This is a genomic window from Aeromonas sp. FDAARGOS 1410, from assembly GCF_019048745.1.
GTDB classification, from domain to species: domain Bacteria; phylum Pseudomonadota; class Gammaproteobacteria; order Enterobacterales; family Aeromonadaceae; genus Aeromonas; species Aeromonas jandaei.
This window is the reverse complement of the sequence record NZ_CP077401.1, coordinates 3511004-3528409: the sequence shown is the minus strand read 5'-3', so window position 1 is coordinate 3528409 and position 17406 is coordinate 3511004. Positions and strand designations below refer to the sequence as shown.

General features: G+C 58.7%; 17 protein-coding genes. 9 read left to right on the top strand and 8 right to left on the bottom strand.

Annotated features, from left to right (window positions below; translation table 11 throughout):
- Window positions 1–35: 35 nt before the first annotated feature.
- The 3 genes from I6L40_RS16335 to I6L40_RS16325 all read right to left on the bottom strand — a co-directional run bounded on the left by I6L40_RS16335 (window position 36) and on the right by I6L40_RS16325 (window position 4098).
- A complete protein-coding gene (locus tag I6L40_RS16335; protein WP_216994583.1) occupies window positions 36–326 on the bottom strand; it encodes a hypothetical protein in 291 nt (96 codons plus the stop codon).
- Between the two features lie 277 nt (window positions 327–603).
- Window positions 604–2610 (bottom strand): methyl-accepting chemotaxis protein, encoded by a 2007-nt coding sequence (locus I6L40_RS16330; protein ID WP_216994582.1) that lies wholly within the window; start codon window positions 2608–2610, stop codon window positions 604–606.
- Between the two features lie 192 nt (window positions 2611–2802).
- The gene (locus I6L40_RS16325; protein WP_216994581.1) at window positions 2803–4098 is read right to left on the bottom strand and encodes an amino acid permease; all 1296 of its coding nucleotides are present in this window, start codon (window positions 4096–4098) and stop codon (window positions 2803–2805) included.
- A gap of 250 nt (window positions 4099–4348) precedes the next feature.
- On the opposite strand from I6L40_RS16325, the gene I6L40_RS16320 reads away from it, so the two are divergent.
- The 4 genes from I6L40_RS16320 (at window position 4349) to I6L40_RS16305 (ending at window position 7512) form a co-directional block, all read left to right on the top strand.
- The gene (locus tag I6L40_RS16320; RefSeq protein ID WP_203975567.1) at window positions 4349–4732 is read left to right on the top strand and encodes a Rid family detoxifying hydrolase; all 384 of its coding nucleotides are present in this window, start codon (window positions 4349–4351) and stop codon (window positions 4730–4732) included.
- 22 nt (window positions 4733–4754) lie between these two features.
- Window positions 4755–6044, top strand: a complete 1290-nt coding sequence (locus I6L40_RS16315; protein ID WP_216994580.1) for a serine dehydratase subunit alpha family protein — start codon at window positions 4755–4757, stop codon at window positions 6042–6044.
- A 65-nt stretch (window positions 6045–6109) separates the two neighbouring features.
- On the top strand, window positions 6110–6763 hold the full coding sequence (locus I6L40_RS16310; RefSeq protein ID WP_216994579.1) for a transcriptional regulator: 654 nt from the start codon (window positions 6110–6112) through the stop codon (window positions 6761–6763).
- A gap of 161 nt (window positions 6764–6924) precedes the next feature.
- Window positions 6925–7512 (top strand): histidine phosphatase family protein, encoded by a 588-nt coding sequence (locus I6L40_RS16305; RefSeq protein ID WP_216994578.1) that lies wholly within the window; start codon window positions 6925–6927, stop codon window positions 7510–7512.
- A 124-nt stretch (window positions 7513–7636) separates the two neighbouring features.
- Here the strand turns inward: I6L40_RS16305 and I6L40_RS16300 are convergent, their stop codons facing one another.
- Together I6L40_RS16300 and I6L40_RS16295 are read right to left on the bottom strand one after the other, a co-directional pair.
- Window positions 7637–8386: an ABC transporter substrate-binding protein gene (locus I6L40_RS16300; protein ID WP_216994577.1), complete on the bottom strand. Its 750-nt coding sequence runs from the start codon at window positions 8384–8386 to the stop codon at window positions 7637–7639.
- 8 nt (window positions 8387–8394) lie between these two features.
- Window positions 8395–9288 (bottom strand): sugar ABC transporter substrate-binding protein, encoded by an 894-nt coding sequence (locus I6L40_RS16295; protein ID WP_232097825.1) that lies wholly within the window; start codon window positions 9286–9288, stop codon window positions 8395–8397.
- A gap of 299 nt (window positions 9289–9587) precedes the next feature.
- Between I6L40_RS16295 and fabV the strand changes: the two genes are divergently transcribed.
- Window positions 9588–10781, top strand: a complete 1194-nt coding sequence (fabV, locus tag I6L40_RS16290) for an enoyl-ACP reductase FabV (protein ID WP_021229323.1) — start codon at window positions 9588–9590, stop codon at window positions 10779–10781.
- A 163-nt stretch (window positions 10782–10944) separates the two neighbouring features.
- Window positions 10945–12420, top strand: coding sequence for a YfcC family protein (locus tag I6L40_RS16285; protein ID WP_216994576.1), 1476 nt, complete (start codon window positions 10945–10947; stop codon window positions 12418–12420).
- A gap of 65 nt (window positions 12421–12485) precedes the next feature.
- Here I6L40_RS16285 and I6L40_RS16280 read toward each other — a convergent pair whose 3' ends face one another.
- Window positions 12486–13700 carry a pyridoxal phosphate-dependent aminotransferase gene (locus I6L40_RS16280; protein ID WP_043851260.1) on the bottom strand — a complete coding sequence of 405 codons (1215 nt, stop codon included), beginning with the start codon at window positions 13698–13700 and terminating at the stop codon, window positions 12486–12488.
- A gap of 387 nt (window positions 13701–14087) precedes the next feature.
- Between I6L40_RS16280 and I6L40_RS16275 the strand changes: the two genes are divergently transcribed.
- Window positions 14088–14297: a DUF1653 domain-containing protein gene (locus I6L40_RS16275; protein WP_033115029.1), complete on the top strand. Its 210-nt coding sequence runs from the start codon at window positions 14088–14090 to the stop codon at window positions 14295–14297.
- Between the two features lie 274 nt (window positions 14298–14571).
- Window positions 14572–15261 (top strand): aquaporin Z, encoded by a 690-nt coding sequence (aqpZ, locus tag I6L40_RS16270; RefSeq protein ID WP_033115030.1) that lies wholly within the window; start codon window positions 14572–14574, stop codon window positions 15259–15261.
- Window positions 15262–15341: 80 nt separating this feature from the next.
- On the opposite strand, the gene I6L40_RS16265 is transcribed toward aqpZ, so the two are convergent.
- On the bottom strand, window positions 15342–16118 hold the full coding sequence (locus tag I6L40_RS16265; RefSeq protein ID WP_216994575.1) for a lytic transglycosylase domain-containing protein: 777 nt from the start codon (window positions 16116–16118) through the stop codon (window positions 15342–15344).
- A 271-nt stretch (window positions 16119–16389) separates the two neighbouring features.
- Here I6L40_RS16265 and I6L40_RS16260 point away from each other — a divergent pair, with 271 nt between their 5' ends.
- A complete protein-coding gene (locus I6L40_RS16260) occupies window positions 16390–16830 on the top strand; it encodes a GNAT family N-acetyltransferase (RefSeq protein WP_042058211.1) in 441 nt (146 codons plus the stop codon).
- 8 nt (window positions 16831–16838) lie between these two features.
- Here I6L40_RS16260 and I6L40_RS16255 read toward each other — a convergent pair whose 3' ends face one another.
- Entirely contained in the window at window positions 16839–17381 is a 543-nt protein-coding gene (locus tag I6L40_RS16255; RefSeq protein ID WP_033115032.1) for a DUF1439 domain-containing protein, read from the bottom strand.
- Window positions 17382–17406 lie beyond the last annotated feature (25 nt).

Below are 17406 nucleotides of genomic sequence, written 5' to 3'. Positions count from 1 at the left end.
GGCAGCTTGCCGATAGCCGCACTTCATTTATCAGCTCAATTGCTCCGCTTCTGCCCCTGCAGTGCCTTGCCGAGCGCCTGCACGGCGATGGCCGCGGCGTAACCAGCGTCCGACTTGCCTATCTCATCGGCCACGTAGATAAAGTTGGAGCGGTACTTCTCCACCGCTTCTTGCGGACTCCGGGCATCGATAAAATCCTCCTCGACTTCAAATCCCTGCGCCAGTAGCGCCTCTTTTTCTGGCAGAAAGGTGGGGGAGGCCATGTCGATAAAGGTGTAGTGCTGCCGGTTGGAGTCCGGCATGGTGAAAAACTGGTACTTCGCCATCTGCGATACCTCGCCTGAACGGGTTTGTCGTGATGTGACCTTCCGCGGGTTGAACTGCTTTTCCACTTTCTTGCCGGTATCTTGTACTTGTGCAGGAAAGAGGTAGCGTTCGACTCTTTTTATTGCATCCGAGCTTACTCTGGCGGCACTCTTGCACGCAACAGCGATGGCGGTTTTTGCATCATACCGCTCGGGGTTAGCGGGGCAGAAGCAGAGCATTAAAAAACCAGCCCGACGAGGCTGGTTTTAACTGATGGCTGACCCGGATCAGGCTGGTTTAGAGGATGAAGCTCTGTACCATGCTGCGCAGCTGCTCGGTAAGCTGGTGGATCTGGCGAGCGGCATCGCGCGCCTCGTTGGCGACCTGCAGCGCCTCGTCACTGCCATCGGAGATGCGCACCACATTGCGCTCGATCTCGTTGACCACTGCGCCCTGCTGCTCGATGGCGCTGGCGATGATGGCATTGGTATCGACCATCCGATCCACCTTCTCGGTGATGGCGCCGAAAGCGTGCTGGGCTTCCTGGGCGAGACCGACCCCTTCCTGCGCTTCGCGGCTGGCGGCAGACATGGCATTGACCGAGGCGCGGGCGCCGGATTGCAGCTGTTCAATCATCTGCTGGATCTCGACGGTGGCCCCCTGGGTGCGACTGGCCAGCGAGCGCACTTCATCGGCCACCACGGCGAAGCCGCGCCCCTGTTCACCCGCCCGGGCGGCCTCGATGGCGGCGTTGAGTGCCAGCAGGTTGGTCTGCTCGGCGATACCGCGTATCACGCTGATGACACCACCAATCTGGCTGCACTGCTGCTCCAGTTGACCAATGCTCTCGGCGGTGCGCAGTACTTCGCGGTTGATATGGTCGATCGCCTTGATGGTGCGATCGACCACGGCCTCGCCCTGACCCACCACCTGCTGGGCTTCCTGAGTCATGCGGGCAGCCTGCAGGGCGTTGCCTGCCATGTCTTGTGAAGTCGCAGCCAGCTCCTTGATGGCGGTGGCTACCTGATGGGTCTCCCCTTGCTGGGCGGCGATCACCTCCTGCGAGCGGCAGGTGCGATCCTCGATCTCGGTGGCGCTCTCCACCACGGTGACGCCGTTTTCCCGTACCCGCCGCATCAGGGTGCGCAGGGTCTCCAGGGTGACGTTGTAATCCCGGCTGATGGCGGCCAGCTCATCCTGACCGACAATCTCGATATGCTGGCTGAGATCCTGGGCGTTGACCCGGGCTGCGATCTCCCGTACCCGGCCCACCGTGTCTCGCAGGGAGAGATAGGCGCCGATCATCAGGTAGATATAGAGCAGCAGGATGGCGGTCAGTGGCGCCGTGACCCACCAGAAGTGGCGCTGGTTGGCTGCCATGCGCTGATGCAGGTCTGCTTCCAGCCGCTGGCGCACCTGGCCTGCCAGCTTGGTGATGGTGTTGTCGAGCCCATCTCCCAGCGCCAGCACCTCCTTGGTTGAGAGCTGTACCAGCTGATCCTTCATCATCTTGTTTTCCATGGTATCGACCCCCTGACGCACCTGTTGCAGCAGGGCGTCGGTCTGCTGACCCAGCTCGGCGCGATAGGCGGGTTCAATCTGGTAGAGCAGGGTCAGGTCGGCTTCCAGCTCCTGCAGGGTGGCGTTGATGAGGTCAAGGCGAAAGCGCAGGCCGCTGTAGCCTTCCGCCTGAAACAGGCCGAAGTCGGCGATGGTGGCGGCGCGATCCCGCACCTGAGCCAGCAGGTCGCGCAGTTGCGGCAGCCGTTCGCTGGTGAGGATCACCATGTAATAGGTGCCGAGTGCCGGATCCTGGATCAGGCTGCTGGCGGCGGTGATGTTCTTGTAGAGGTGGCGCACTTCGGTCAGTAGCTTGTCGTGGCGAAGATTGCTCTGATCAACCTCCAGCTTGCCCCCTTCGCTCTGCAGGGCAGTCCACCCCTGTTTGAGGGCGTCGAAAGCGGGATTTTCCTGACGAGTATCGGCAAAGGCGCGCAGACTATCTTCCACCGCTTGAGCGGCGCCTTTGACCTTATCCTCTCCCACCGGGTTCTGCTCATAGGCGTGCTGGGTGACCAGATTGCGGTGGGTCAGCAGTGCCTGCTCGATGGCGGGCACCGGGGCTAGATTGATGACACCGGCAAGCTCCTTGCGGGCCTGTTCGTTGTCATCCTGCAGCCGTCCCAGCAGATTGGCCATGCTGTAGGCAAGCGGCAGCAGCATCAGACAGGACCAGAGCAGAAATTTGTATTTGAAGGAGAGCTGGTTGCCCAGCCTGATAGCCGGGTTGAAAATCCATTTCATATGAGGCCTCGATACCCGAAAAGACGGGTGCATGCGGTTATGGCTGAATATTACTCCTCGCAGCTGCACTTCGGTCAGGGAGAGGGGGAAGTTGTGATCCCCTTGGCTTTTTGTTCTGTTACCAGCGCAATAGCAATGAAAACGGGCCACCCGAAGGTGACCCGTCTGTTGGCTGTCTGGTTATCTGGCTAATCAGTTGAACGCTAGGAAGGGCGAGACACAGAGCAGCAGGCCGGTGACGATGATGATGTAGAGGGAAGTGCCCTTGTACTTGTGCAGCGCTGGTACCTGATAAACCAGATAGGCCGGGATGAGGCAACCCACCATACCGAAGATGGGGCTGCAGATGGAGGTGAAGCTCAGCACCGGGGCGTTGAGCACGATTGCCCCCCAGGAGAGCATGACGGTGAACACCATGATCCCTTTGCCCACCAACCCCTTGTTGATGCGGTTGTCCGGCAACACCCGGCGCAGCAGGTTCATTGCCAGCCCCTGACAGGCTTCACGAAAGCCCAGATAGACGCCGAAGTAGGCGGTCATTACCGCAAAGATGTTGAGGGTGAGGCTGAGCAGCTTGAGGGTCTGGCCGGGCATCCCCTGTGCCACCATCGCCAGTGCAGAGATGTTCTCCTCGGAGGCTTTGACCGCCTGATCGTGACCCATGGCCAGGGTGAAGGAGACGGCGTAGAAGAACACCACCACAAACAGGATGCCGAAGGCGATATTCATGGCGCGCATCGCCTTGAAGCGGGCAACTTCCAGCGATTTCTCCCGCGAGCGGTAGGAGATCACCATTGGGCTCAGGCTCTGGATAAAGAGAATGGAGGTGAGAGTGAAGGGGAGCATGATGATGGCATCCTTCATCCAGTCACCGGCGGCAGGTATGGCGGTGATGTTGGCCGCATCCCACTTGTCCACCATCATCAGGCCGAGCACGGCCACCACGCTGATCTTGGTCAGCACCATAAAGGTGGAGATCTTGAACAGCAGGTTTTCGCCGCGCGAGGCCAGCGCCACCAGACCGCAAATCAGCACCAGACCGTAGAGGGGATTTTCCGAGAGCAGGCCGTCGGTGACGCCGAAGCTCTGCAGGAAGGAGGCGCTGTCGTTGGTGATGGCGGTGGAGTAGACGAAGACCCAGATCACCAGCATCACGAAGTAGAGGGCGCCGAGCAGCATACCCCAGTTCTTGCCAAGGTAGCCGGTGATGACGCTGGGGTAATCCTTGCATTCGGGCGAGGTGGCCAGGGTATTGATAAAGAGGCGCTGGAACATATACATGGCCGGATAGCCTATTACTGCCGAGAGCAGAAAGACCCACAACCCCATCAGCCCCACCTGTACCGGCAGGAAGACGATCCCCGCGCCGATGGCCATGCCGATGCTCATGATGATCCAGCCCCAGTCGGTGCTGTCGAAGCGAACCGCCTCTTTCCATTCCAGGGTGCCCATCATGGGGCCGTTGAGTGTGGTGCTATGCGCGTCCATTAGAACCTTCTTGTTGTTGTAAGGGTAAGAGCGGGCGCAAATATAGTTGAATGAATGCGTTGCAAACAATGCGTCCGCGCTCTCTTTTATTCAAATCAGGAGGGTGATCACGGTTTACTATGAGACCTAAAGATGCCTTTTTAGGCCATTTTTCTATCTTTTTGTTGAATGGATAAACAAAAAAGCAAATAATGTTGAGCGAAAGTAGAGCTATAAATGCAAAAATAATTGCAATTACGGAGTGGGTAATATGAAAAAAATCATCACTGCGGCCTCGGCTCCCGACGCTATCGGACCTTACAGCCATGGCACTGCCTATGGCGACCTCATCTTTACCTCCGGCCAGCTGCCGGTGTGCAAACAGCAGGGCGGCGTGGTTGCCGGCGGTATTGAGGCACAGAGTCGTCAGGCACTCGAAAACCTGAAAGCGGTGCTGGAGGCGGGCGGCGGCTCGCTGGCGACAGTCCTCAAGACTACCTGCTATCTCGCCGAGATCAGCGATTTTGCCGCGTTTAACGAGGTTTACAAAGCCTATTTCCAGAAAGATTGTCCGGCGCGCAGCTGCTTCGCGGTGAAGGATCTGCCGATGGGCGTCAAGGTTGAAGTGGAAGCGATCGCCCATATCGCTCGGTAACGGATAGAGAAAGGTTCAATCAATGAAACAAGCGTGGCAGCAGTATCTGCAGATTATTCAACAGGTTGTCAAACCGGCGCTGGGCTGTACCGAGCCTATCGCTGCCGCTTATGCCGCCGCAGTTGCCGCCCGGCAACTGGGCTGCGCACCGCGTCGTATCGAGGTGGCGGTGTCGGATAATCTCTACAAGAACTCGATGGGTGTCTATGTGCCGGGTACCGGCAAGATTGGTCTGGCGATCGCAGCCGCGGCCGGCGCCCTCGGTGGCAATGCCGATGGTGGGCTGGAGGTGCTGGCCGCCATCACCGCAGATCAGGTGGCACGTGCCCAGGCCCTGATCGATGCCGGTGGCGTGCTGGTCAGCCGCACTTCTGCCCCCGAGTTTATCTTCTGCCGCGTGACTATTCATGGCTCTGATGAAAAAGGTGAAGAGCACAGCGCCGAAGTGACCCTGTGCGGTGGCCATACCCGCATCGTCGAGCAGCGTCGCGATGGCGAGGTGACCTTCACCGCCGATCAGAACCAGAGCGGTGCCACCGGCGCAATCTGCGATGGTGTGGATATCAGCATCGCCGCCATCTATGAGTTCGCCACCCAGGTGGAGTTCGAGCAGATCAGGTTCATCCTCAAGGCCTCCGAACTGAATGGCAAGCTCTCCGCCGAGGGGATGAACAACCCCTATGGTCTCGAGATCGGTCGTACCATGCAGCAGAACATCGATGCCGGTCTTATCGGCGAGGATGTGATGAACCGCATCGTGATGATGACGGCGGCTGCCTCCGATGCCCGTATGGGGGGCGCCACCTTGCCAGCCATGAGCAACTTCGGCAGCGGCAATCAGGGGATCGCGGCCACCATCCCGGTGATGGTGATTGCCGAGCGCTATGGTGCCAGTGAAGAGCAGCTGGCTCGCGCCCTCATCATGAGCCATCTGGGCGCCATCTATATCAAGTCCCACTATCCGCCGCTGTCGGCCTTCTGCGGCAATACCGTGACCAGCGCGGCAGCCGCCATGGCCATGGTCTATCTGGCGGGCGGCAGCTTCGAGCAATCCTGCTTCGCCATCCAGAACGTGCTGAGCGACAGTGCCGGTATGGTGTGTGACGGAGCCAAAGCCTCCTGCGCCATGAAGGTGAGCACCTCCTCCGGTGCGGCGGTACGTGGCTTCCTGATGGCGCTTAACAGCCACTCGGTGTCGGGGCAGGGGATCGTTTCAGACAACGTGGATCAGACCATTCGCAACGTGGGTCAGATGGTGAAGGACGGCATGTCTGCCACAGACAGCACCATTATTGATATCATGTCCGCCTGAGTGTCCCTGTCGGCTGCTGCCCTGCGTTCATCGCCCGGCAGCAGCCCTTGCAAGAAGGTCCGAATGTGAAGCTGCAAGAGTTGAGTCAGAACGATTTCCAGATCCTCAAATCGATGGAGATCATCGTGGATGGCATCGCCGCCATGTATGGTCAGCACACCGAGGTACTGCTCCACAGTCTGGATGTGCGCAATCCCTCGATCATCAAGATTGCCAACGGTCATATCACCGGCCGCAGCGTCGGCGCCCCCATCACCAACCTGGCGATGATCAAGCTCAAGAGCGGGCAGGATATCTCCAGCCCCTACATGACCAAGTGTGCGACCGGCAAGACCCTGCGTTCGCTCACCACTGTCATCCGCAACGGGGAGCACAAGGCGATCGGACTGCTCTGCATCAACACCGATATGGATGCCCCGCTGCAATCCGTGTTGCGTGCCATGATGCCCGAGTGCATGCATGCCAGCGAGAACCACGCTACCCCCGAGGTGTTTGCCCGCAACATCGACGAAGCGCTCAACAGCACTATAGATACCGTCAGTGCCGAGGTGCGTGGCAATGAGGCCGTACCGCCCTCCCAGAAGACCCGGGTTATCGTCAATCAGCTGCACGACATGGGGATCTTCGAGCTTAAAGACAGTGCCCAGATCGCCGCGCGCCAGCTCGGCATCTCGGTCCACTCCATCTACCGCTACCTGCGGGAGATCAAGAAGGGGTAGGTGCATGACACCTGCCTCCCCATACTCTGCACAAGCGACAACAGCCAGAGTCACAGGCCGTAACGCTGGCTGTGCGTTACCCTGCATGGGCAATGAAAGCCGTTACCGCCCCACTCTGGTTGTCACCTTGTTCCCATCTCGTTGAATCAGCTGGAAATCACATGTCACGAATCATCTATCTGCTGCGCCATGGCCAGACCCTTTTCAATGCCGAACAGCGCCTGCAGGGTCGCTGCAACTCCGATCTGACCGAGAAGGGTCAAGCGCAAGCTATTGCCATGGGGCGGCGGCTACGAGACGAGCTGGCCGATCCGGCACGCTGGAGTGTCTATGCCAGCCCGCTCGGGCGCGCCCGTCAGACCGCCCTGCTGGTGTGCGAGCAGTTGGGTTTTCCCGCCGATCGCATCATCTGGGATGAGCGGCTGATGGAGTTTGGCATGGGGGAGTGGGAAGGGTGCCGGATCCCCGAGCTCTGCCAGGCTCACCCTGAACTCGATACCGGCAGGGGTGATTGGTATCTGCAGGCGCCGGGGGCCGAGAGCGTCCTCAGCATTCAGCGCCGCGCCCAGCAGTGGCTGCTGGATCCGAAGGTCGCCGAGCGCGCCATCGTCATTTCCCACGGTCTGCTCGGCGCCATGCTGCGTGGCGTCTATGCCGACCTCGATGAGGCGGCGATCTGGACTCAGGAGTTGCCGCAGGATGCCTTCTACAAGCTGCAAGCGGGCAAGATCACCCGGATAGCCTGCTGACTGCCTCAAGCGGGGGCACCATTGATCGCTCAAGGTGAAAGGTAGGAGAGAGCGAAAACAGGCGAGGAAACCTGTACCGACGTTGCTGAAGTTGGCCGCGAGAGAAGGTTGAATAGGGATGTGGTCAGGGAATAACAATCCACTCCCGTCTGACCCCCTCATATACCGAGCTCAAACCATACCCTTGCCAGATATCGGCCATGGTATCGCCAAAGACTCCAAGGGAGAGCGATGCACGCAGGCGTTTCACTGTATCGGGCGGGAGTTGTGGATGGCAGGCTAGCCACCTTTCCACCCGGGCAAGGATCATCACTCGCTGGAGCCTGTTTTTATGTCTGGGGGCGGTGATCAGCTCGGGGAGCTCGTCGCTAATCAGCAGGTCGAAGCGCCCGGCTTGCAGCATGGCGATCCCAAGACTGGCCTTGGGCAGCAGCTCGTAGCGGATCGCTGCGTTATCAAGCAGCTCCCTCAGCTCTGCCACATCGATGGCACCAATCCGGTAGTTGCGCAGCGCCTCTATGTTGCTCAGGGGCGGAATAGTTTCTTGCCGGGCGTAGACTGCGAGGGTGATGGGGGCGATGCGCGCAACGTAGCGCAGGGTTTCGGCATTCTCGGCCGAGAAGTGCACACCAAGTCCGCAGCTGTTTGGCTCGGTAGCCACTATCTTGAGCAGGCGCCGCATGGGCTTGGCTTGCAAATTAATCTCTATCCCTTGCTGCTTGGCCAAGCGGGCAAAGACATCGACATAAGGGCCGCTCAGCTGTTCTCCGGTAACCTGAATGAAAGGGGGGTAGGCATCGGCATAGATGTTTAGCACTGGCCCGGCCGATGCAAGTTGGCACCACAATAGCAGCAATACCCACCACCCCTTCATCTAGCCTCCTAAGGATGTGTGACCAGCTCCACAGGGGTTTGCACTATGCCGGGCAGATCGGCTTGCGTTATCTTCTGCGCCAGCGCTTTCAGGGCGAGGTCGAGCGCATATTGTGCCTGCTTGCCCGGATACTGGTCTGCGGTTGCCACCACAGAGCCATCGCTGAGATAGGGGTGGATCCCCGGAATATTGTCATAGCCACCGATCAGCACCTTGCCCTTTAGCCCCAGCTCGGTCAGAGCTTGAGCCGCACCGATAGCCATATTGTCGTTACCGCAGAGCAGCGCCTTGACGTCCGGGGTTGCCTTGAGGAGATCGATAGTGGCGCTCTTGCCCTGAGCTGTGTCCCAATAGCCGCTGCGCACGCCGGCGACAACCATGTCAGCAGCGCGCAGGGCAGCCCGGAATCCGTCACTACGAGCCCGGCTGTTGATGGCACCGGGGGGGCCCTCTATCAGCCCGACTTTACTGCCCGCAGGGAGTTTTTTGGCGACATATTCGCCGACACTGCGCGCACCGGCAAAGTTGCTGGGGCCGACGAAGGGGACATTGACCCCTTCCAGCACCAGTGCCCTGTCATCGAGCTTGTTGTCCATGTTGATGACCAGAATGCCGGCACGAATTGCCTCCATCAGAACGGGCAGCATGGCGACCGAATCGGTCGGTACCACCACCAGGGCATCCACTTTTTGGCCGATCATTTTGCGGATGATCGCCTCCTGACCTGTGACATCCACCTCCTGCTGGATGCCTTCTAGCTGTAGTGTCAGGGCGTCGGGGTGGGCCGTTGCGTAGGTCTCTGCCCCTTTCGCCATCTCGATGAAAAATTCGTTGCGGACCGATTTCAGTACCATGCCGACCGTCGGTTTGGCTGATACCTCACTGGCTGCAAACAGTGCCACAGCCGCCCACAACAAGCATCTTTGCCAACATCTGGTCATGTTACCTCCGCCCTGTTGGGCCAATCATCCAGCGCCACGATGTTGTCCAAGTATATGCCAGTCATGGGCGGGCAATCGGCTTCTGGCAAGTGCCCGAATGTGCCGTGGGGCAACCAAAGCTCTGGGAGGCTATTTCTCTTTCATTTCTGTCGTGGGCTTGTGGATTTTTGTCACCGTTCAACACATCAGAGCACCTTATCGCGGCAAGATGAGGTATCTTATGCCCCGATTTCATCCATTAAACGGATCCGAGACCCCATATGATTATCAAACCCAAGGTTCGCGGCTTTATCTGCACCACCACTCACCCGGTTGGCTGTGAAGCCAATGTTCGTCGCCAGATTGCTTATACCAAAGCCAAGGGCACCATCGAGAATGGTCCCAAGAAGGTGCTGGTGATCGGCGCTTCCACCGGTTATGGTCTGGCCTCCCGCATTGCTGCCGCCTTTGGCTCCGGCGCCGCCACCCTCGGCGTCTTCTTTGAAAAAGCGGGCACCGAGTCCAAGACCGGTACCGCTGGCTGGTACAACTCCGCCGCCTTCGACAAGGCTGCCAAAGAGGCAGGCCTCTACGCCAAAAGCGTCAATGGCGATGCCTTCTCCAACGAGTGCCGCGCCAAGGTGATCGAGCTCATCAAGCAGGATCTGGGTCAGATTGATCTGGTGGTCTACTCCCTGGCCTCTCCGGTGCGCAAGATGCCGGAAACCGGCGAAGTGGTGCGCTCCGCTCTGAAACCGATCGGCGAGGTCTACACCACTACCGCCATTGATACCAACAAGGATCAGATCATCACCGCCACCGTTGAGCCGGCGAATGAGGAAGAGATCCAGAACACCATCACCGTCATGGGCGGTCAGGATTGGGAGTTGTGGATGGCAGCCCTGCGCGATGCCGGCGTGCTGGCTGACGGCGCCAAGTCCGTGGCTTACTCCTACATCGGTACCGATCTGACCTGGCCAATCTACTGGCATGGCACTCTGGGTCGCGCCAAGGAAGATCTGGACCGCGCCGCTGCCGCCATCCGAGGCGATCTGGCTGCCAAGGGCGGCACCGCTCACGTGGCCGTGCTGAAATCCGTGGTGACTCAAGCCTCTTCCGCCATTCCGGTGATGCCGCTCTATATCTCCATGGCCTTCAAGATCATGAAGGAAAAGGGTATTCACGAGGGGTGCATGGAGCAGGTGGATCGCATGATGCGCACCCGTCTCTACGCATCCGACATGGCGCTGGACGATCAGGCCCGCATCCGCATGGATGACTGGGAACTGCGTGAAGACGTGCAGCAGACCTGCCGCGACCTGTGGCCATCCATCACCAGCGAGAACCTCTCCGACCTGACCGATTACACCGGCTACAAGCAGGAGTTCCTGCGCTTGTTCGGTTTCGGTCTGGACGAGGTCGATTACGATGCGGATGTGAATCCGGACGTGAAATTCGACGTGGTCGAGCTCTGAGTCTGACTCAAGTGAAAACGGGGCCCCGCGGGGCCCTGTTTTTTTGGCAAAAATACCGCTAAGTTACGGAATTTTATTATCAGCGATCACCTTTTTCCCATATCAAACCCGCTAGTCTGGCGGTGATCGGATCACATGACGGCATTGCCGAGGTACGGAAGCTATGACCACTCCAAATGAAGCGCCCAAAAAGCGCCAACTCCCCACTGTCTATACCCTGCTTTTCATCATCATCGCCCTGATGGCGGCCCTCACCTGGGTGCTGCCGGCGGGCAAATACAACTATGTGACGGCCAAGACCCAGCAGCCGGTGGCGGCCGCGGCCGTGGCTGACTACAGCGGTGATGAGCGACTGTTGCCGGTGCCCGGCAGCTACACCGAGCTGCCCTCTCATCCGCAGGGGGTATTCGATGTGCTCAAGGCCCCCATTCAGGGCTTTCACAAGGCGGCCGACGTGGCACTGTTCGTGCTCATCATCGGTGGTTTTCTCGCGGTGACCATGCAGAGCGGGGCGCTGGATGCCGGTGTCGGAGCCATTGTGCGCGGCTTTGCCGGGCGCGAACGGCTGCTGATCCCGGTGCTGATCGCTCTCTTTGCCCTCGGCGGATCCACCTTTGGCATGGCGGAGGAGACGGTTGCCTTCTGGGCACTCATCGTGCCGGTGATGATGGCGGCGGGCTTTGATCGCATGGTGGCGGCGGGGATTATCCTGCTTGGCTCCGGGGTCGGGGTGCTAGCCTCCACCGTCAACCCGTTTGCTACCGGCATCGCCTCCGGTTTTGCCGGCATTCCCATCGGTGAGGGGATTGGCCTGCGGGTCATCCAGTGGTTGTTGCTGGTGATCTTCGCCTCCTGGTTCGTGATGCGTTACGCCAAGCAGGTGCAGCAGGATAAGTCCCGCTCTGTGCTGGCCGACATTGTCTATGACGACGAGTTCTCCCAGATGAAGAGCTGCAACCTCGCCTTCACCGGCAAGCAGAAGCTTACCATGCTGGTATTCTTCGGCACCTTCCTGCTGATGATCTATGCGGTGGTGCCCTGGTCAGATCTGGGCATCGATCTGCTGCCTACCCTAGGCTGGTGGTTCGACGAGCTCTCCACCCTGTTCTTCAGCGCCTCCATCCTGATCGCGCTGATCAACCGGATGCCGGAGTCCAACTATGTGGCGACCTTCCTCAACGGGGCGCGAGACCTCATCGGGGTGGCGCTGGTGGTAGCGGTGGCACGCGGCATCTATGTGGTGATGGAACATGGGGTCATCATCGACACCATCTTGCACTGGGCCGAGGGGCTGGTGAGCGGGCTCTCCTCGTCGGTATTTATCCTGATGGCCTATCTGGTGCACATCATCCTGAGCTTCTTCATCCCCTCCACCTCGGGGCTGGCGACTGTCTCCATGCCGCTGATGGGGCCGCTGGCTGACTTCTCCGGCATCTCGCGGGATCTGGTGATCACGGCCTATCAGTCCGCCTCCGGCTGGATCAACCTGTTTGCCCCCACTGCTGCCCATCTGGTGGCTGGTCTGGCGCTGGCCAAGATCCCCTACGATCGCTTCGTGCGTTGGGTGCTGCCCTTTATCATCGGGGTGGCTCTTATCACCATGGCGGTACTGGTGGCCGGTGCCCTGCTACACGGCTGATGGTGCGGATAGAAAACGACAGATAACAAAAAGGCTCCCGCGGGAGCCTTTTTCATGAGCCTTGCTTACTGCTTGTAGCCCTTGAGGAAGCGGGCGAGGCGGCCGATGGCATCCTCCAGCTCCTCTTCCCGGGGCAGGAACACCAGTCGGAAGTGATCCGGCGCCGGCCAGTTGAAGCCGGTGCCTTGCACCAGCAGCAATTTTTCTTGCTGCAACAGGTCGAACACCATCTTCTGGTCGTCGCGGATGTCGTACACCTTGGGGTCAAGGCGTGGGAACATGTAGAGCGCCCCCTTGGGTTTGACGCAGGAGACCCCCGGGATCTCGTTCAAAAGCTCCCACGCTTTGTCCCGCTGCTTGCGCAGGCGGCCGCCCGGCAGGATCAGCTCGTTGATGCTCTGGTAACCGCCGAGCGCAGTCTGGATGGCGTGCTGCATCGGCACGTTGGCACACAGCCGCATGGAGGCCAGCATCTCCAGCCCTTCAATGTAACCGCGGGCACGGCCTTTGGGGCCGGTGATGACCATCCAGCCCTGACGGAAGCCGCAGGCACGGTAAGCCTTGGAGAGGCCGTTGAAGGTCACCACCATCACATCGTCACACAGGGTGCAGACGCTGGTGTGGGAGATATCGTCGTAGAGGATCTTGTCGTAGATCTCGTCGGCGAAGATGATGAGGTTGTGCTGGCGGGCGATCTCGATCACCTCGAGCAGGAACTCGCTGCCGTAAACGGCGCCGGTCGGGTTGTTGGGGTTGATCAGCACCAGGCCGCGGGTGCGCGGGGTAATGCGGGCGCGGATGTCGTCGAGATCAGGGTACCAGTCAGCCCCTTCGTCGCAGCGATAGTGCACCGCATGGCCACCGGAGAGAGTGACGGCGGCGGTCCAGAGCGGGTAGTCGGGGGAGGGCACCAGCATCTCGTCGCCGTTGTTGAGCAGCGCCTGCATCGCCATCACGATAAGCTCGCTGGCGCCATTGCCGATGTAGATGTCGTCGATGTCGACCTTGCGCATCCCTTTTTGCTGGTAGTACTGCATCACCGCCTTGCGGGCGGAGAAGAGCCCCTTGGAGTCGCAGTAGCCCTGGCTCTGGGGCATGTTGAGGATCACATCCTTGATGATCTCTTCCGGCGCATCAAAGCCGAACGGGGCCGGGTTGCCGATGTTGAGCTTGAGAATGCGGTGGCCTTCGTCTTCGAGACGGCGAGCTTCTTTATGCACCGGGCCGCGGATGTCATAGCAGACATCGTCGAGCTTGTGCGACTTGTCGATAGTGAACATGGTGACAGTGATTCCTTCCCCACAGGGACGCATTGGCGAAAAAGGCGGTTTTTAGTATCAAATATCTTTTCCCCTATTCTTCACAGAATTGAATGCTAGAACAATCTTCTTTTTAGTAGAAATTCCTGATTTTTAGCCCAAAAACAGAGTTATTAAAAGGTTAAATTCAGCACGATCGTTTGTGCTTGGCAAGGTTCACCAGTGAAAGATGGGGGAGTGATTAACAAAGCTACTCTACTGTGTTGAAATCTTCACGCTCTCTGGCACGATTGGCTTGTGTAAAAAAGCCTCTTCATCGTCATTTCCGACGAGAAAAAGCTGATACAACTGGCACTGGCCAGCGCATATTTCTCCTTTCCCGTCCTGTTCCATCTGCAGAGGTATCCCATGCATGCACCCACACCCGGCCGCTATCGACACTTCAAGGGGGGTTACTATCAGGTGCTGACCCTGGCCAGCCATACCGAGACAGGCGAGCAGCTGGTGATCTATCAGTCGGAGCAGGATGGCACCGTCTATGCCCGCCCCGTCGCCATGTTCATGGAGTGGATTGAGCATCAGGGTCAGGTGGTCAGCCGATTTTCGCCGATCAAGTGATCCGCTGGTGTGGCCCTGAATTGTTGATCAACAAATAGACAGAACAGGTCTTTGGAGTCACAAGTTGTCGCATGAGGCTCCTTGTTGGCAACAGCCTCTGTGTGGCTTACTACTGATAAATACCTCTATTAATCAACTAATTGTGACCTGAATCACGTTTTGTGACGGCTGGTAACCGGGTTCGCATCGGCCATTGCTCCTCCCATAATGCTGCGCGTGTTAACGCATGGCCCCTTTGTGGGCCTTTTTATCTCATCTTATCGGGAGACATAGTGTGAAACCTGTAGCAGCAGAGTTTTTGGGAACCTTCTGGCTGGTATTGGGAGGTTGTGGCAGTGCCGTGCTGGCTGCAGCCTTCCCCCATGTGGGGATCGGCCTCTTGGGCGTATCGCTGGCATTCGGCCTGACCGTGCTGACCATGGCATATGCCATCGGCCATATCTCCGGTTGCCATCTCAACCCGGCAGTCACCATCGGTCTGTGGGCTGGCGGTCGTTTTCCAGCTTCCGGCGTGTTCTCTTACATAGTGGCGCAGGTGCTGGGGGCAATTGCCGCCGCTGCCGTACTCTATGTGATTGCCAGTGGCCAGGCCGGTTTTGATCTCTCCGCCGGCTTTGCCTCCAATGGCTACGGTGAGCACTCTCCGGGCGGCTACAGCATGATGGCAGCACTGGTGTGCGAAGCTGTGATGACCGGCTTCTTCCTGTTCGTCATCATGGGCGCTACCGACAGCCGTGCGCCAGCTGCGCTTGCCCCGGTTGCCATCGGCCTGTGCCTGACCCTGATCCATCTGGTGAGCATTCCGGTGACCAATACCTCGGTCAACCCGGCCCGCAGCACCGGCGTTGCGCTGTTTGTCGGTGACTGGGCTATCGGCCAGTTGTGGCTGTTCTGGGTTGCCCCGATCGTCGGTGCCATTCTGGGTGCGCTGGCTTATCGCCTGGTGGCGGCTGAGCAGAAGTAATCGTTCGCGAAACAAAGTGTGGTATCGACACGCCCAAGGGCGTGTTTTTTGTTTTCTGGCGGTGGGAAAAACCTGAGGGCCTATAGCCCCTTGGCCTGCAGCATCTCTTTGTATCGCTGATGCAGCAGCTGGACACGCTCCACATAGGCGCGAGTTTCGGCGTAGGGGGGGATGCCGCCATGTTTTTGCACGGCGCCAGCACCCGCGTTATAGGCTGCGGTAGCCAGCGCTATGTTGCCGTCATACTGCTTGAGCAATCCCGCCAGATATTTTACCCCGCCGAAGATGTTCTGCTCTGCCAGCAGGGCATTGCCAACCCCCAGCTCCCGCGCCGTTTCCGGCATCAGCTGGGTAAGACCCATGGCCCCTTTGCGAGAAATCGCCATCGGATTGAAGGCCGATTCGGCGTGGATGAGTGCCCGGATGAGGGCTGGTTCTACGTGATAGGTGTCTGCCGCCGCCTTGATAGTGCTGGCATAGTCATAGAGAAAAAGCTCGGTAGTGTGCCAGTTGACGTCCGATTTCGGGTCGCAGGCGAAGCAGTCGTTAAAGAGCAGCAACTCGTAGTTGCCCTGCTCCGGCACCATGTCCGAGTAGCGGATTACGCCGTTCTTCTGCACCGACTTGTAAACATGGATCTGCTTGTTCCCCTGTTGTGCCTGTGCCTGTGCCTGTGCCTGTGCCTGTGCCTGTGCCTGTGCCTGTGCCTGTGGTTCTGGCTCGGGAGTTGCAAGCGGCAGGCGCAGAGGCGGAACGGGGGCTGCCGACAGAAAAACCACCTCGGCAGGAGGCGGCGCTTCGCACCATCCTGCCAGGGGGATCAACCACAGATGGCCTGCCAGCTTCCATGCTTTCAAACCGCAAACTCCTTCCTCTATGCGTGTGTTGAGTAAAGCATCATGAGGGGGGCAGAACAAGCGGGAAAACAGGGTGAGCGTTGCCGGCAGGTGAGCGGGATCACGGCGTGCAACAGAGCTGCTTCTGCTCTTGCTGGCCTCTGGTGGATATCGACTTTTTTGTTAATGAAAGGCGTGCTATCTTGCTCTCGTCATCTGGTCGGATTAGCAGCAACCACATGGCACTACTCATTGATTGCAAAAGGATTTGTTTGTGGCAAGCTCGCTGGCGATGGAACTCACCTTCGAAGAGTACTGTGACGCCGACCTCTCTCTGATCAGGGACTATTACGAAACGACTTTCTCCCACTACGTGCCGGATCTGGCCGAGCGGATCTTTGTCGTGCGCGATGCTCACTGGCTGGTCGGGGCGGTCAGGGTGCGGGACGAAGAGGATTTTTACCATCTGTGTGGCTTTCGTCTGCTGCCCCACTATCAGTCACTCGGGCTGGGATCACGCCTGCTGCAGCATGCCTGCGACGGACTCGACGACAAGCCGGTGGTGTGTCAGGCCCTGCCATTCGAGAAACCCTTCTACATCAAAGCCGGTTTTGCCGATCTGCCACTGCACAGATTGCGAGGCTCTCTCTTCTCTCTTTTTGAGCGGCAACAGCAACAGGGATATCAGGTGGAGCTGCTGGTGCGGGAGACCACCCAGCCCCTCCCGAATTGAACGTGGGTTCAGCGTTCTTTGGTAAGCAGATGGATCTTTCCCGGTGACAGCTCCAGCCCCAGCAGATTCTCTTTGAGCCATGCCTGCTGCGGATCCTTGTCATTGAGCTTGTAGACGGGCTGGCTCTCCAGCCTTTTTTCCATGCTTTGCAGCAGCATGCCGAGCATCAGACCAAACTTCTTCTCCGCCGCCTCCGGCTCCAGCTTGTACTCCACCAGTTTCATGTTGTCGAGAAACAGTGCACTCTGGCTCTTGTCGTAACGGGGTCTCGCTTCATAGGTCATCTGCAGGCGAGCGTCATATTCGGTGTTGTCGGGCAGGGCTATCTTGAGCTTGCCCTTGCCATAGACCCGGGCAGTATCCGGACGCTGGCGGCCGAGTTGTACATCGCTCTGCTCAAGTTTCACATGGGCCTTGATGATACCGGGCAGCTCCAGCTGTTTGTCGACTTGAACCTGGGATTGCAGGTACTGGTTTATCTGTTGCTCATTGATGTCATATGAGCCTTGGCCTAGCATGGCCAGGCTGAGCAGCATAGATTGCAGAATCATGCGTGCGACCTGATAGAATGGATTT